Genomic DNA, 17137 nt, shown 5'->3' with positions numbered 1-17137 from the left:
GGCTTATATTTTTTATTTAATTTCAGTTCAATAGGTTTAAAAAATATTTTTTTCCCTTTATTTATTAATAAATTTAAGTTAAATTAAATTTGACTTAATCTTAATTTAGTATAACAGTCGCGGTTATTATTTTGTCTAATCTAAAAACTTAAAATTGTATAATTTATAAATTATTATAAATAATTTAAAAATATTTAAAGGTATCGCCCTAGAAAAGAGAGAATATGAAAAGACTTTTTAAAGAAGTATTTAAATCTCTGGCTAGAAATAAAGTTACAATAGTTTGTTTAACTATTTTGATTTTTTTAACCACTTTTTTATTTACTTTATTAAATGATGTTAAAACAAGTTATTCATCAACTATTAATGCTTATGATAAAGTGTCTAAATTACATGATATTACCGTTGATTTAGATGTTAACTCATACGGTGTTATTCCTAAATCTGGTTATAATCAAATTGGAGAGGATAACGAAAAAATAACTGCTGAACCCGCTACTTTTGAAGATAGTCATAATGGTAGCAATCTTTCATATTCTTTATCTTTACCTAATAAATATCAAGCTTATATACCTTTAAAAGATACTTTTACAAATTATAATGTTGCTGATAAATCTTTAAGAATTAGTACTGAAGATTTTATGAATCTATACTATAAGTCTAATATTCCTAACAGTGGTGTTAGTTTTGAATTGGCTAAGCAAGATGATTGAAATTCAAATAATATTAAAAAGTTTAAATTAACCAAACCTTATGAATTTAAACTATATCAAGAAGTAAACGGTAAGGTAATCCCTGTTAAAAAAGAAATTTTAGTTAAAAAAGGTCAAACTTTAAATCTTTTACATAACCCAACAATTAATAATGTTTTTTCTATTAGTTATGCACCAAGAGGATTAAACGGTCAACAAACTAAGGCTGATGAAATTTATATAATTAATCCACTTTATGTAAATGTTGAAACATTACAAGCTTCATTTTTAACAGCTGATTATAATCAATGAGAAGCAGAACAAAAATTGGCTGTTATTTCTCCTGAAGAAGTGGCTAAACTTTTTGGTTTAGATAAAAATTCAAACGGAAATTGAACTTTTGATGAAGATAATCAAAAATTAGAAGCATCTATTAAATTACAAGATGATTTTAAATCAACTAATAAAACTATAAATGCAAGCGATAAACTTAAATTAGAAATTAATATTGATAAATATTTAGAAGATCATTTATTAAAAGCTTCAACTTTTGTTTATGACAACATTCCAAATGGAGAATATGAAATTCCTTATGAATTCGTTAGAGAAACTTCGGTTGATATAGTTTATAACTGATATCGTTATATTTTAAACTGAAATGAACAATTAGATGAAAACGAATCTAACTGAAAAGGTTCATATTTTAAATTTATTAGTGAATATCAAAAAAATAATCCAGAAGCTTATGATAAATTACTATATTTTACTTACTGAGATAAAACAGTTAAGACTAACTATAAAATTGGTGGTAAATTAGAATATAAAACCGAATCAACTAAACCAATTGAAAAAGAAGATTTAAATAAAGTTTTTAAATCTCCTTGAAACGGTGGAAAAGAAAACAAAAAAATTCCAGTTGAAAAACAAAATTTAGATCATAAAAATTTACATACTATTAAACAAGTCGAATTTAATAAGTATGGAGAAGAAATTGTTTCATCTGAGGAATTTAAAACCATTTCTGATATTAACAGTCTTAAAGAATATCAAAATTTAATTCATCAAAAAACCCAAAATTATGCTCATGAATCTATTTTAAATTCAATTAAAAACGAAGTTGGTGAAGATAATATAGGAGTTAAACAATCTTTAACTGTTGAAACCATTGATGAAGATACATCAAGAAAAAATGTTTTCCATTTTGTTAATACCGGAGATAAGGATCGTCAAATTTACGGTATTACTCAAAACGTTGATAAACTGTATAATGAAACTTTAAATCCAGGAATTTTAAATAGTTCTATTACTCAGGATAATGTTGATAGATTTATTTTAAAACCAGACCCTAATAATAAAAAGATTTTAAAAATACCTTCAGTTTATACTAAAGAACTAATTCAAAATATTTTTAGAGCTTATACTCCAAGTGTTGAATATTTCGATGCCGATATTAGATTTGAAGATTACTATGACTTTTTACCAAATACTAAAATACCTTATTTAAAAAATGGTAAATTGCTATTAATTACAACTGATATTACCGAACCTTGAAGTCCACAAGGCGGAACAATAATTGGAGCTATAACCAGACCGGAAGATGGTAAATATATTCTTTTAAAATACTCTCCTATTGATGGTTTTATTAATAAACCAGTTTGAAATCGAATTGATATTAATAACAACCAGTATTTAAACTTAAATGAGTTATATAACTACATGGTAACTAATGGTTATACAATTAAGGGTAATATTGGTGAAAACGGTTGAGCTTATGTTGATCCTTATTTTAAAAACTCAATTAACTTACCAGTTCAATTTGGATCAATTAGCCCAGATTTAACTTCTGAAATTTACCAAAAAAACTCAATTAAAGGTTTAATTGATCGTGTTGCTGAGGTTATCTCTACAACTGATTTACAAAAAATCTTTAGAAAAGATGATTTAAAAAGATTATTTAACGCAATTAGAACCAGTATTGAAAAAAATAACTTACACATGCTATTAGCAACTTCTAAAATTAATAACAGTGTTTTAGAAAAAACTTTATTAGAAATTATTAAATATTTAATTCATGATGAAGATAAAACTAGTGGAGTTGTTTATTCAAAAACTGATGTAAACAGCTTTTTAAAATCAATGTTAAATAATGTTATTGATTACTTTAAACAAAAATATTTAACTTCTGGTGATACACAAGCTAAAAGAGATGAATATTTAGTTTCAGAACTTTCAAAATTAAATCATTTAATTAACATTAATTCAATTTTAGTGCCGAGTTTAAATTTAGGTTTAATTGATATTCTTTCTTACTTAGAAGATAAAAGTGTTATTTTAGATGTTTTAAAACAAATTATTGATTCAATAGATTTTGTTAAATTTTCAAACATAATTGAAAATTGATTTGAAAAACATCCTTATAAACAATTTACTGCTGTCGATAAAGAATATTGAGCAATGTCTCATGACCGGATTTTAATTAGCTTTTTACAATCTGTTGATAGCTATAAATTAAAAACAGCTTTAGTAAATTTAATTAATACTATTGATTTTGAAAAAGTTTTAAGTCCAGAATCAACTAACAGTATTTATCAAAAATGATTACAAGTTAATAAAACTAATTTATCAGAAAGCCAAAAACAAGAAGTTAAAGATTTATTTAATAAGTTAAATGGTAATGATAACGCCGATAAATATAAAAATATCGGAGCAGGTCTTTACACCATAATTCAAAACTTTGACTTAAATAAATTTATTGAAAATTTAGAATATTTAATTAAACACGAAACATATCCGATAACTGCTAACGGTAGAATTTATAATAACTTTAATACTGAAAGTTTACAAAAATCTGATTATATAGCTTCTGCTTTATCGGCTACTGTTTCTATTATGGGATATGACGATAATTTTGGTAAAGTAAGTCAAATTCAAGATGCAATTATTACTTTATTTAATCTTTCTTCTAAAACTGAAAAAATTAATAAAGATTGAACTTTAGCTTACCCAGCAAAAGATAATCAAAAAATTTCTATTTGAGATTTAACTAGCTTGTCTAATTTAACTGCTTCTTCAAATGATAATAAATACAAATATTCATTTGATAAATACAACATTGAAGATATTGATAAGTTATCATTAAAAATCAAAAACGTTTTAAAGAATAATGATCAACCAAAATTAACCTTAGATGAATACAACTTTTTAACTAATGATTTAATAATTGATGCTCACGAATTAGATGATTTAGCTAATGTTTTAGTTAAAATAGCTAAATACAGAGAAATTATTACCTTGCTAAAACCAAATGGTTTTTATAACAAACAAGACAAATATGATTTCAATGAAACTTTAAATATAAAAGATATCAATTCATATTGAGATTTAGCTTATTATTCTGCTTCTTTTGATGCTAATTCATCTAAACATAAAGACGATATAGAGGTTTTAAAATCTATTCATAATGTTTTAGCTCCTAATGTAGCACAACTATTAGGTGTTAATGGTTCTAATTTAACTCAAAATGTTTTATCTTTATACGCTATTTGAATTAAATTGGCTTATAAATTAAATGAATTAGCAGATGTTGAATCAAAAATTGAAACCGATTTAGTAACTGGCGAAAAGAAAATAGTTTATATAACTCATAAGAAATTAGACTATAAACAAATTAGTGCTATTTTAACTGGTTTCTTAGAAGCTTCTTTAAACCCAGAAATTTTAAATGAAATCGCTAACTTTAAAAAGGTTAGAAATCCAATTCCTAGTTTTGGTGTTTTAGGAGCTGACAAAGATTATCAATCTACTTCATTAAGAATTGCATATGCTAATGCTCAAAGTTACGAAGGAAATAAATTATTTGAAAACTTATTAGCTAAAAAAGAAATTTATAACAATTTCTTTAATTCTTTAACTAATTTAGGTATTAAAGATCAAGAAGTATTGAAACAAATTAAAAATATTTTTGATGATAATAGTTATGAATTAAGTCAAAACTTAGGTTTACTAGCTTCAAGTTCAGAAATGCCAACTAATTACCTAAATGCTACAAAATTATTTGTTAACAATTTTATTGCTAATGGTAAAAATGAAATCACTCCTTTAATAAGTGATGATTATAGCTTTGATTTACTATACAAAAATACATTATCAGCCGGATATCTACAAAGCTCATTACAAATTTTTAATATCCCAGGTATGTTAATTAATCCATTTGTATTAATCAGTTTTCCTCAAATTGTTTTATATTACGCAGTTTCTCCAAATCCTAACGAAGGTAATTTAGTTTATATTGTTAAACAAGTTTTAAATAACTTACGTTTTGCTACTATCGACGACATTAGAAAACAATATTTAGCAGTTTCACAAACATTTATCCCTAAATCTAAAAAGGTAGCTTCAAAAACCGATGAATCAATCGATTTAGACGTAGCGGTAATTAATAATATTTTTAAAAATTTAATTGTTGCTGAGGATGGTTCGGACTTAATAATATTTGATATTAATGTTACTGAATCAGTTAAAAAAGCAGTTTTGAAAACAATCGAACCTATTACTATACCTAATGCAATTTCTTACACCGATGCCGGTTCTTATTTAGCTAAGGTAAATTACGGATATTTTGCTAATAACAATAAAAAAGTTTACGAAGGAGATATTAGTAAGTATCTAAGTGATCCATATTCAATGCAACTATTTATTGAAGAATTACCTAGTGAATATAAAATTGTAATTAATAATCAACAATATTTAATTATTGGTGTTGATTCAAGTGCTGATTACTTATATCCAGTTGTTAACGAAGAGAATTTGCAAGTAGATCCTAAAACCCAAGCAATTATTTTTGTTAACCAAAAAGGTTTCGACAGAATGTACTCAGCTTATCCAACTTTTGCTATTAAAAGTTATGCAGTAGTTAAGGCTCCAGTAGATGCAAAGGGAAAAGAAATTAAAGGTAAAACAAAAGAAGAATTAGTTGCTAAATTTAATAAGATTATTGACGCTGTTGCCCCTTCATCAGCTAAAAAAGTATTTTATGCTAATGAGCAAGATCCTTTAAACCCAGAAAGATACATTAGAGTTGTAACTATTAGACAAATTGTTTCAACTATTAAAAATGCAACGATTTATTTAATAACTGTTTTAACCTTTTTAGTTTCATTTATTGTTTACTTCATTATTAGAAGATATATTGAAGCTAGAAATAAAGTTATTGGTATTTTAAGAGCACAAGGTTATAAATCAAAAGAAATTGCTTTATCATTTTGTGTTTTTGGCTGAATTCCGGCAATCGTAGGTGCTATTGTAGGTTATATTATTGGTTTTGCCTTACAAGGACCAGCAATGAGCATCTTAGCTTCTTATTGAACGCTGGAACGGAATATCATACCATTTAATCCGCTAGCATTAATAATGACAATATTAGTACCTTTAATCTTTGTTTCATTATTAATCTTTATTATCACTTTAATTTCTGTAAGAAGAAAACCAACCGAATTAATGAGTGGTTTAACCGAAGTTAGTGTTGGAAACGTAGCAAGAAGATTTTCATTAATGTTTAGAAGATTACCAGTTAAAGCAAGATTTATTGCTTCTATGGCTTTAAACAATTTCTGAAAAATGTTTTCATTATTTTTAGCCTTTTCAACCACTTCTTTAATTTCAATGTTCTTCTTATCTTCAAATAACGTCTTTAATAAAGCGATAACCAAAACTTATAAAGATCGTTTATATAACTTTAAATTAGATTTAGAAACACCGACAACCGAAGGTGGACCGTACATTACTTATAATAAAAATGATTTAAATAATTATTTATATGTGCCTAACGATTTAGCAGGTAATGCTTCTTCTAACGGAAGCCAATTAGATTATAATAATCCAAACTTTATGCGTCCGGGTAGTTCATTTAATACTGACGTTATTCAAAAACCATTTGATCCAACTGTTATTACTAAATCTTCATTAGATTTATTGATGGACTTATCGGTAGAATTATCTCCATGAGATATTACTTATGCTAATATGCCCGAAACCCAAAAAGCAAGGGTAACTCAAATCTTTAAAAGAGTTTCAAAAGCGATGGAAGGATCTCAACAATTAATTGATATTAAAAAATTAAAGGAAGGCAAAGAGTTTTTAAATCCTGAAATTAATTCATATTACGAATATCAAAGAATTATTGCCGTTCGTGATTTAGATAAATATATTAACGATCATTTAAACGGTTTACCAGAAGATTACAGTAATAGAACAAGTTACTTTATCTTTTCAGGTAAAAACCACGCTGGTTATGAAGATACATTTATGTATGTCGAATGAAATCCAGAAATGAACGATTACATGTATCCAATTAGAGTTACAACCGCTAAGGCAAGAAATGAATATCGTCAATTTTTAATTAATGCTTATCAAAGAATTAGTTTAAACGATTATTACGTTTCATTCGGTGGAGTATTTTGAAATGATGCAACTAATGAAAAATATACTTATGCTCAAGGTCTTTTAAATAATAAAGATATTAGAATTTATGGATATTACAGTGATAGTCAATTAGTAAGATTACACGATAATAAAAATCAAGATCTTTCAAAATTACTAGATAATTATGATTATAAATTTGATAGTGAAGAAGCTATTCCTATCGTTGTTAACGATGTAGCAGCACGTAAATATCATTGAAAAGTTGGCTCAACTTTTAGTGTTGATATTACAAATCATGTTGATCGTTTCGCTTATCAAGCTTTAATGCAAAAAGCACCAAAATTAAAATATGAATTTAAAGTAATTGGTATTTCTGAAACTTATATTAATACTGAATTAGTAACAAGGAAAGACATTTTAGATCATATTTTAGGCTTTGATACGTTAGCTAATCGTTTAAGAAAATCAAGAAAATATGAACTTAAAAATGCTATTTATGCTAATCCTGATAAAGTTGAATTATTAACTAAACAATTTAACCGTAAATACGACGCATTTAATGGTGTTCTATCTATTGATAAAACTCCAGTTCAAACTATTGATACTTTAACCACTTATTCTTCAACCGGTTTTTGAGGAGCTGCTTCTTCATTTGATGTGGCTTCTGCTAGTGAAGAAAGTTTATGAGCTTTCTTTAAACGTATATTTATTTCTGATCCGACTGTAAACTTCATTTCAGTTTACGAACATAATATTGATGCTTATAATGAAGCTCACCCTGAGGCAAAATTAGATTACAAAGAAACACTTAAAAAATTACTAAATGTCAACGACTTACAATTAGAAGAAATAAGAAGTTTAGCTTCATCTAATGAAAAATACAAAAATATTACAAGAGAAGTTTTAACTAAATTCTACGGAACTCAAAGCGGTTCAATATACGGTAAAAATATTATGTATGGAGCTTCATTTGATGTTAATAGTAAAGACATCGAAGTAGGATTTATTGAAGGTATTTCAAAAACTGTTAATACTATTCTTGTAGCCTTTATCTTAATTTCGCTTCTAATCTGTATTATTATCTTAGTTGTAATTACTAATATAATGATTGCTTCAAATCAAAGATCAATAGCAACATTCTCTGTTTTAGGTTATACTAACAAAGAAAAAATCTTTTTATTCTTCTTTAACTTTGTACCAGCAATCATCATGGCTTGTTTATTAATGATTCCAGTAACGATTTCCATTATCGCAATATTTAATGCCTTTATGATGGCGACAAGTCAAATATCATTACCTTTAATTCTTTACATTTCAAATGTTTTATTATCAATGGTTATTTGTTTAACTGTATTTACATTAACATCAATTGCTACTTGAAATAGTTTAAATAAAGTTAAAGCTGTTGATGCTCTGAAAGGAAAATAATGGCTAGACCAAGAAAAAATCAAAAAGCTAATAAAAATTTAGCTGATGAAAAAACAATTGAAGATATTAATTTAATAGAAATTAATAAATTAAAAGCTCCAATTGAAGTTAAAGATGAAGATATCGCAACAAAAGTTTTAGATAACGCCACTTTAAAGAAAATTAAATTAGCTAATAATAAACCAAGAAAAAAAGATGCTAAGATCAACGAAAAAAATAGCGATGGCAATATCGTTGAAGTTCGCGATCTTAAAAAATCTTATTTATCAGGTAATGTGGTTACTGAAGTTTTAAAAGGCATTAACTTTAGTATTAAAAAAGGTGAAATTGCCATTTTATATGGTAAATCGGGTTCAGGTAAATCTACTTTACTAAATATTATTAGTGGTTTAGACCGTCCGACTGAAGGTGATGTTATTGTTAACGATATTTCTTTACCTTATTTAACTGACAATAAACAAACTTGATTTAGAAGAGAAAATATTTCATTTATTTTTCAAAACTATAACTTATTGCAAAATTTAAACAGTTATGATAATGTGGAAACGGGAGCTTATTTACAAACTGACAAATCTAAACATTTAAATATCAAACAATTATTTAAAGATTTTGATTTAGAAGAATGTATGTATAAATATCCTTCACAAATGTCAGGGGGTCAACAACAACGGGTTTCTATTTTAAGAGCAATTGCTAAAAACTCAGAAATCATTGTTGCCGATGAACCAACTGGAGCTCTTGATGAAAAAACCGGTTATATTGTTTTAAAAATTTTACAAACTATTAACCGTGATTATGGAACTACTGTTATCATTGTTTCTCACGATCCAGATGTTGCCGAAGTTGCAGATAAAGTTATTTATTTAGAACTAGGTCATATAAAAGAAATTAAAGAACAAAAACGTAAATGATTAATTGATCCAGTTAAAACAAAAGAACAAAATTAGAAGATAAAATTGCAGAGAAATCTGCAATTTTTATCAATTTAAATTAGGGTTGTAATTTTTAGTATAATTTACATATTAAATATAAAAGGAGCAATAAATGAACTCAGTATTAGGCTTAATTATTTCATTTTTTGTACTAGGTTTCCTAGCGATGATTTACAACTGATTTGTAGCTATTACTTTATTTAAAAAGAACTTAAATAAACACTTTATTTTACCAGCTTTAATTTTATTTGGTTTTCTAGCAGGCATAACCATTTTTATGATTTGATTAGCAAGTATAAACACCGGAGCAGATACTGCTTCTGGAATTGCTTTATTAGCATGTTCAATTATTTTCTTAATTTTAGTATTTGCTTTAACTGCTGTATTTACTGTTATCTATGTTCTAAGATTAAAAGGTTATACTATTAAAAAAGTTAACAAATCAAAAACTGCTACATCTCAAAAATCTAAATAATAAAATGTGGATTCAATTCCACATTTTTATTTTGAACAAAATACATCATTATCATTATTTGCTTGTTCTAATACTTCTTCAATGTCTTTTGATTCGTGATTAATAATATCTACCGGAGAAATATAAATTTGATTAGATAATTCAAATTCTTTATTTTGATAATTATTTCCATATAAATTATTTAAATATTTATCAGCCTCAACAATACATTGAATTTCAATATTATCTTCAATTTTTAAAGTTTCAGTTTCAAAATTGAAATTGCTTAATCATTTATCGGCGACGTTACTTTTTATATATTTGGAAGTAATAATATAACCTTCATATTTTTGCGTATTTAATAAATTAAAAACATCTTTATAGTTTAAATTTGAAACAAATTTTTTAAAAAGTTTAGCAAATCTAATTTTTGTTTTATAAGGACTTAAAGTTGATAAATTCATTTGGGCAAAGTAATTTATTTTACTTTTGTTTCTAGTTTTTAATTTAGTGTATTGTTTAAGATTTTTTAAATTAGTTGAAATTACAAAATTAATGTTTACAAAAGGCTGTGAATTATGAACTTCTAAATAATTGTCCACAAATTTAGCTTGAATACCATAATATTCAGAATTAGAAATTCCGTCTATTAAACGGTTTGGAACTATTTTTTTTAATTGTTTATAGCTGTCATAAGTCATCATAATATCGTGATGGTCAAAAATTTCTTCGTTATTTTTATTGCTATAAGCTTGTAAAAGAGTTTGATTATCAGCACTATATCACAAATTATTTTCTTTACAAATGTTGATTAGTTCTTTTAAAATACGGTTTTTATTATCAAAAATAATATTCATAATGAATATTATAACCTTAAACTGAAATTTAATAGTTATATGTAAATTTAATGTTTGCTTTAATTAGGTCAAAATTTGGTTTTCTTTTTAAATTAAGTTATTTTTTAATATTTTTTTGTTTTTAAATTGTTATATTTTCGCTTTTAATTCTTATGCTTAATATATTTAATATATTAACTTAATTTAAAAATGATAAAATTAATATAATTTATTCGATAGAAAGGTTGAAAAATGTCAGATAAAAAAATCAGAACTACTGAACAAAAAGCTAAAAGAAAAAGAATCTTATGAGGTGCCTTTTGAGGTACAGCTATTACTGCTGCTGTTTCCGCAGGTATTGCAATTCCGATTGTTCAAGCTCAAAAAAAACTACCACAACCTACACCGGTTTTAACTAATGATGATGCAATTATTAGTATTGTTACGCCTAATGGTAAAAATTACAATTTAAATTACGGTGACTTAGACAAAAACCATAATGAATTAAATGGACCTAAATATATTGCTTCTCAAGTAGAGAAATTTTTAACAAAATACTTATACGAGCAAGAATACAAAGGTTCTTTATGATATGAAGCTGTTTATAATGCTGATAAAGCTGAAAACAAACGTAGATCATTTGCCTTAGATAGCATTGACAAAATTAAGTCTGAAAATACAAAAAAAATTAATGATTTAGAAAAGAAAATTCAGGAAGACTACGGCTTAGAAAAAAAATGAGATGAAAAATTTAAAGAAGAATTAGCTTCTAGTCAATATGGTAATGCTAAATCAAAAGAAGAAGCCATTGAATATTTAACTACTAAGCAAATGGAATCTAATGCTTATAGAAGATATCAAACTGAGGTTAATAAAGACTGAACTTACAGCGAACTTAAAAATGGAATTATAGCTAACAGAGATATTTACTACACTTATAATGGCGAAAAAATAGAAGTGGCTAAACAAGGTGAAACTATTACTTTATCTTTTGCCAAAGAAAATGTTAATTACGTTTTACCACTAGAAAATAGTGAAGAATTATTAACTGAAAATAAAGACCAATTAGCTATTCCGATGTTTGTTACTAAATCATTTGTAGCCGACCAAAAAGAAGCTTCAAGATTTATAACTCCATGAATCGAAAGAAAACAAGCAATTATTTCTGACTTTAAATTAGCTTCTAAACCTAATAAAGATGATGTTGTTACGCCATGATCTGTAAGTAAAGATGAAGTTATTAAACTTTTATCATATAACGCTTTTGTATTAGAAGATAAAAACAAAGTCGAAGTAGCACAAGGTATAGATAAAATTGCGACATTTAGTGGTATCAGCCCATTAATTATTGTTGACGAAACAAAACAAGAAGAATGAAATAAAGCTTTAATTAAAGCAAACAATGATGCAAAATTATTGGAATTTGTTTCTTCTGATAAATCTGCAGCTGATCAATATGGTTCAATCGGTTTTCAAAATATATTTAGCCAATTACAAGGTAAGGAAGCCAAAGAATATATTCCATTAATTTCTATTTTATTAGGTGATGCAACTGAAACTACTGGAATTTATAAATATAACGAACAAAACGAATTATTTACAAATTTAAAAGAAGAATTGAATAAATCATTACTAGAAATAATCAAAAATTCAGCCGGCGAAAATTCACAAACTTACAAAGATTTAAAAAATGCATTAGATAGCACTAATTCAAAAGAGCTTAATAAAACTGATTTAAATAGCAATAATATAGCTACTTTAAATGACACAATTAAAAATACAATTAACAGTATGATTGATTCAGATTTTAATAAAGCAATTAGCAAAGTTTATCAAACAGTATTTTCAACCAATAATCCTGACAATAAAATTTCTTCAATTATTAAAGTTAAAGATAACTATTTAAGAGTAACTTCTGATGGTATTTTATTGCAAAACGTTTACTACCTATCAGATGTAAACAAGGTTAATTCATTAATCATTCATGATTTAACAATTCAATCAAAATCAAATTACAACGGAGCATTTAAAAAAGAAGTTTTAAATCTAAATAATATTTTTAATGAAATTTTAACTAAGGATTTCCAAGTAGCTGATTTATTAAGCCAAGACGAATTTATTAACTATATTAAAGAACAATCATTTATTCAACAAGAAACTAATGAAGAACGTAAATTTACTCAAGAGGACATTGAAAAAGCTATTGAGTATGAAAAATTAGTTAAACAAGCCGACAATAGTTCCTTAATTAATAACAAGGCGAAACAAATTGAATCATTTGTTAAAAACGAATTTAATTCTGGTATTTATGCAGACTGAAAAGCAACTTTAGAAGCTGACAATCAATATAAATGAGAATTAGCTCCTCATACAAATCAAAAACCTATTGATTACTTATTCAAAACTATTAACGATTTTATTAACAGTAATTTATCTAAAAAATTAAAATCAAACTAAGAAAGGGGTAAACATGAAAAAGATTAATAAATTTTTATTAACAGCAACTCCAATTTTAGTAGCTACACCAGCCATTACTGTTTCTTGTTATAAACCACAAGACGGAGAAAACCCTGGTTATCAAGCCAAAGTTATTGCTGAACAACTTTCGAAAAATAAAATTGTTACTTTTATTGCCAATACTTATTTAGAATCTTTTTATAAAGATGATTTAGAAGCTAATGCGATAAAAGCTGATAGTAAAGACCCTATTTTAGATTTATTAAATGTTAATAGTGATTTAGCAAAAGATGCTAGTGAAATCTTTCAATATTATGCAGCTAATAAAATTAAAGATAATCCACAATATTTCTCAAACTTAAAATCAGATTTTATTAAAGCAAATGTAAATACAGCTGATTATAATCCAACACCTTTTGCAATTCCAACTGAAGAAGAATTTAAATTTTTACTAAATAATTCTTCTAAGATAACTTCTGATGTTAGATTAGATATTGAAAAATTAATTCTTTCAAGATTATATTTATTAAAAAACCGTGACGAATATTACAACCTAAGCGTTAATGAAAACGGTGAAGATAAATATTTATTATCTCAAGCAGATAAAATGAAAGAAAAAGATACTCCTGCGGCACAAAAAGATTTCTATGAAGCTTTAAACTTAAAAGATAAATTAGTTTATTTAACTAAGTATTTAGTTGAAAAACCTCAAGTTGTTTCTTGAAGCTTTAACGATAGTAGAGATATGAATATAAGATGAGCTCAGGCTTCAATTTCAAGTTTTAAGGAATTTAATGATTTAGCTCAATATAATCCATCATCAAAACCACAATATGATTTAAATTCACCTGCTAAATACCCAAATCAAGTTATACCAACAGGGTTAAGTGAAGGGACAGTTTCTTTAACTTTACCTAATCAATCTTCTGCTTCTGAATTTAGTATTGTTGCTAACCTTAGTGCATACCAAGGCTTATCAGACAATTCAGCAACCTCAGGACAACTACTAGGAAGTATTTACGGAATTAAAAGTAATAAAAATAATGTTTTCGGTTTTGTAGATCCAAATACTAAAATGGTTTATTCACAAGACGCTTTTAAATTCGCTAATTTATTAGCCAAAGAAATTAACTTGCCTTTAATTAAAGCAACCGCTTCATTAAAACAAAAAGTAGCAAATGAATCAACCGAAGAAAAAGTTACTTTTGATGCAAATGACGTAGATTTTGAAGGTTTAATAAGAGATGGAGAAAATTCAACTCAATTTGTAAAAAATAATGTTAATTTAGATAGTCAAAATTATGATTTAGTCTTTAAACAAGAAGGCTTAATTACTTTTAATAACAATATTTTAACTGTTCCGATGGTTTTAACTGTTGCTCAGTTTGAAAATAAAAATATTAAATACGAATTTGAAGCTAAATTAACTTATAATCCTGAAACTAAAGAATTTTCAGCTACTCAAAATAAATATAATTTATCAAAATATCCAACTAGTGTTGATATGGTTAAAAACAATCAAATCGAAGCTAAATACGTTATTAAATTAGCTCCTTTATATCAAACTGTTGATTTTGAAGCGGCCGATAAAACTAAAACTTCAAAAGATGTATTATCGATGAAAAACACCCCTTGAGAAGAAGAAAAAGCATTGCTAGTTTTAGCTAATAATTTAATTATTAAAGATAAAGATAGTTTATTTAGAACGGCACAAAATTACTTTAAAGAATTAGGTTTTAAATTTGAAAATGTCAACTCTTCTGTTGAAGATTATCTAAAAACAATAGGATTAATATAATATGGAAAAAGATATATTTCAAAGAATTATTGATCGTGAAATACCCTCAACTATTATTTATGAAGACGATAAAGCCATCGCTATTGTCGATATTCATCCAGTTAATAAAGGGCACTTTTTAGTAATTCCTAAAAATTACAGCGAAAACTTATTTGATATTGAAGATGAAGATTTAACTTATTTAATTGTTCTAGCTAAAAATTTAGCAATCGAACAAGTAGAAAAATTAAATGCTAAAGGTTTTAAATTAACTATTAATAATGGTGAAACAGCTGGACAAGTTATTTTTAGAACCCACATTCACATTATTCCTTATTATGAAGACTAAACAAAAGTTCTCCTTGGTGAGAACTTTTTATATAATTTAACTTATGTGGCAAGAAATAGATAAAAAAGCAATTATTCTTAAAAAAACACCTTATTACGATTATGATGAGCTTATTACCTGCTTAACTAATGAGGGCATTAAATATTATTTTTGCAAAGGGGTTAGAAAAAGTTCATCTAAAAATCGTTTTGCTTTAAATTTATTAAATCTTGTTAACTTAACCCTGCTTTATAAAGAAGATATAAATAGTAATTTAGTTTTAAAAACTGCTACTTTAATTAAAGAGTTTAATTATCAAAGTTATCTTTCTAATACTTATGAAACTTTAATTAGATTATTTAACAGTTTAAGGTTAAATAATTTAGATGTTATTTTAAGTAGCTATGAAAAAGTTTTACCGTATTTTGAAAAACGTAATTTTGTAGCAATGTCTTATTTATGTTTTCAGGTTTTAAAAGTAATGGGGTTATTACCTCAGCTTGAACATTGTGTGGAATGTAATAATCGCGATAATATTGTTGATTTTAACTTATATAAAGGTGGTTTTTTATGCAGAGAACATTCTAATAAGCAGCCTAATTTATCTTTTTTAAAATCAATTTATTATCTGTCTAAAAGTTTTGACGATTATGATTTAGCGGTTTCTAATGAAGAAGCTAAAACAATTTTAGATTTAATTTTAAATTTTATTTGACAATATATTTAAAAGTTAAAATTAGCTTAATTTAAGTAAGATTTGCGTTTTGCAAATCTTTTTAATTTTCTTAAATAAAAAAATCTAAAAAAACGTGAAACACCGGCACAGTTGTTGTATAATTTAACAGTATTTTAGTTAAGAGCTAAATACCAAACATATTTAATTTATAGAAAGGAAAACGAAATGCCTACAGTTGCACAATTAGTTAAACAAGGCCGTAAAGATAAAACTACAAAATCTAAAGCTCCTGCTTTAGGTAAAATGTATAACTCTTTACACAAAAAAGAAACTCTAATTCCTGCTCCATTTAAACGTGGTGTATGTACTAGGGTTGCAACCATGACCCCTAAAAAACCTAACTCAGCTATTCGTAAATATGCCCGTGTTAGATTATCAAATGGTCAAGAAGTTACTGCTTATATTCCAGGTGAAGGACACAACTTACAAGAACACTCAGTTGTTTTAATTCGTGGAGGTAAAGTTAAAGATTTACCCGGAGTTAGATATACAATCGTTAGAGGTACACAAGATGCTGCTGGTGTTGATGGAAGAAAACAAGGCCGTTCAATCTACGGTACTAAAAAACCAAAAAGTAATTAATTAAAAAGTTAGAAAGGAAATTATATGTCAAGAAAACATAAAGCACCTGTTAGAGATGTCTTAGCAGATCCAGTTTTTAACTCAAAAATTATTACTAAATTAGTTAACACCATCATGTTAGACGGTAAAAAATCTATCGCTGAAAACATCTTATACAATGCCTTTGATATTATTAAAGAAAAAACCGGAAAAGAAGCAATCGAAGTATTTAATACTGCTTTAGAAAACATTAGCCCTCAATTAGAAGTTAGATCAAGAAGAGTTGGTGGATCAAACTACCAAGTTCCTTGTGAAGTTAGTGCTAAAAGAAAACAAACCTTAGCATTAAGATGATTAATTCAATATGCAAGATTAAGAAACGAAAAAACTATGGAAGAAAAGTTAGCACATGAAATTATTGATGCTTCAAACAAAATGGGTGGAGCAATCAAAAAACGTGAAGATACCCACAAAATGGCTGAATCTAACAAAGCATTTGCTCACTTTAGATGATAA

General features: G+C 26.1%; 10 protein-coding genes. 9 read left to right on the top strand and 1 reads right to left on the bottom strand.

All coding sequences use genetic code 4. From position 1 onward, the window contains the following. Nucleotides 1-224: 224 nt before the first annotated feature. The 3 genes from FJO69_RS07095 to FJO69_RS07090 all read left to right on the top strand — a co-directional run bounded on the left by FJO69_RS07095 (nt 225) and on the right by FJO69_RS07090 (nt 9947). Complete coding sequence (locus FJO69_RS07095) at nt 225-8540, top strand: ABC transporter permease (RefSeq protein ID WP_140781281.1); 8316 nt, start codon at nt 225-227, stop codon at nt 8538-8540. Beyond that, on the top strand, nt 8540-9487 hold the full coding sequence (locus FJO69_RS01700) for an ABC transporter ATP-binding protein (protein WP_140781280.1): 948 nt from the start codon (nt 8540-8542) through the stop codon (nt 9485-9487). Before FJO69_RS07095 ends, FJO69_RS01700 begins: the two co-directional genes overlap by 1 nt. A 97-nt stretch (nt 9488-9584) precedes the next feature. Beyond that, nucleotides 9585-9947, top strand: a complete 363-nt coding sequence (locus tag FJO69_RS07090) for a hypothetical protein (RefSeq protein WP_140781279.1) — start codon at nt 9585-9587, stop codon at nt 9945-9947. Nucleotides 9948-9973: 26 nt separating this feature from the next. Here FJO69_RS07090 and FJO69_RS07085 read toward each other — a convergent pair whose 3' ends face one another. Beyond that, nucleotides 9974-10783, bottom strand: a complete 810-nt coding sequence (locus tag FJO69_RS07085) for a LicD family protein (protein WP_140781278.1) — start codon at nt 10781-10783, stop codon at nt 9974-9976. Nucleotides 10784-11014: 231 nt separating this feature from the next. Between FJO69_RS07085 and FJO69_RS07080 the strand changes: the two genes are divergently transcribed. The 6 genes from FJO69_RS07080 (at nt 11015) to rpsG (ending at nt 17137) form a co-directional block, all read left to right on the top strand. Then, a complete protein-coding gene (locus FJO69_RS07080; protein WP_140781277.1) occupies nt 11015-13219 on the top strand; it encodes a HinT-interacting membrane complex protein P80 in 2205 nt (734 codons plus the stop codon). 13 nt (nt 13220-13232) lie between these two features. Continuing rightward, complete coding sequence (locus tag FJO69_RS07075; RefSeq protein WP_140781276.1) at nt 13233-15017, top strand: HinT-interacting membrane complex lipoprotein P60; 1785 nt, start codon at nt 13233-13235, stop codon at nt 15015-15017. Nucleotide 15018: 1 nt separating this feature from the next. Continuing rightward, nucleotides 15019-15345, top strand: a complete 327-nt coding sequence (gene hinT, locus FJO69_RS01675) for a histidine triad protein HinT (RefSeq protein WP_140781275.1) — start codon at nt 15019-15021, stop codon at nt 15343-15345. A 43-nt stretch (nt 15346-15388) separates the two neighbouring features. Next, nucleotides 15389-16051, top strand: coding sequence for a DNA repair protein RecO (gene recO, locus FJO69_RS01670; protein WP_140781274.1), 663 nt, complete (start codon nt 15389-15391; stop codon nt 16049-16051). A 174-nt stretch (nt 16052-16225) separates the two neighbouring features. Then, nucleotides 16226-16642, top strand: coding sequence for a 30S ribosomal protein S12 (gene rpsL / locus FJO69_RS01665; protein WP_140781273.1), 417 nt, complete (start codon nt 16226-16228; stop codon nt 16640-16642). Between the two features lie 24 nt (nt 16643-16666). Continuing rightward, nucleotides 16667-17137: a 30S ribosomal protein S7 gene (gene rpsG, locus FJO69_RS01660; RefSeq protein WP_140781272.1), complete on the top strand. Its 471-nt coding sequence runs from the start codon at nt 16667-16669 to the stop codon at nt 17135-17137.

Origin of the sequence: [Mycoplasma] falconis (genome assembly GCF_006385795.1) — a bacterium.
Lineage (GTDB): Bacteria > Bacillota_I > Bacilli_A > Mycoplasmatales > Metamycoplasmataceae > Metamycoplasma > Metamycoplasma falconis.
The sequence above is the reverse complement of the archived record's forward strand: the minus strand, read 5'-3'. Positions and strand labels throughout refer to the sequence as shown.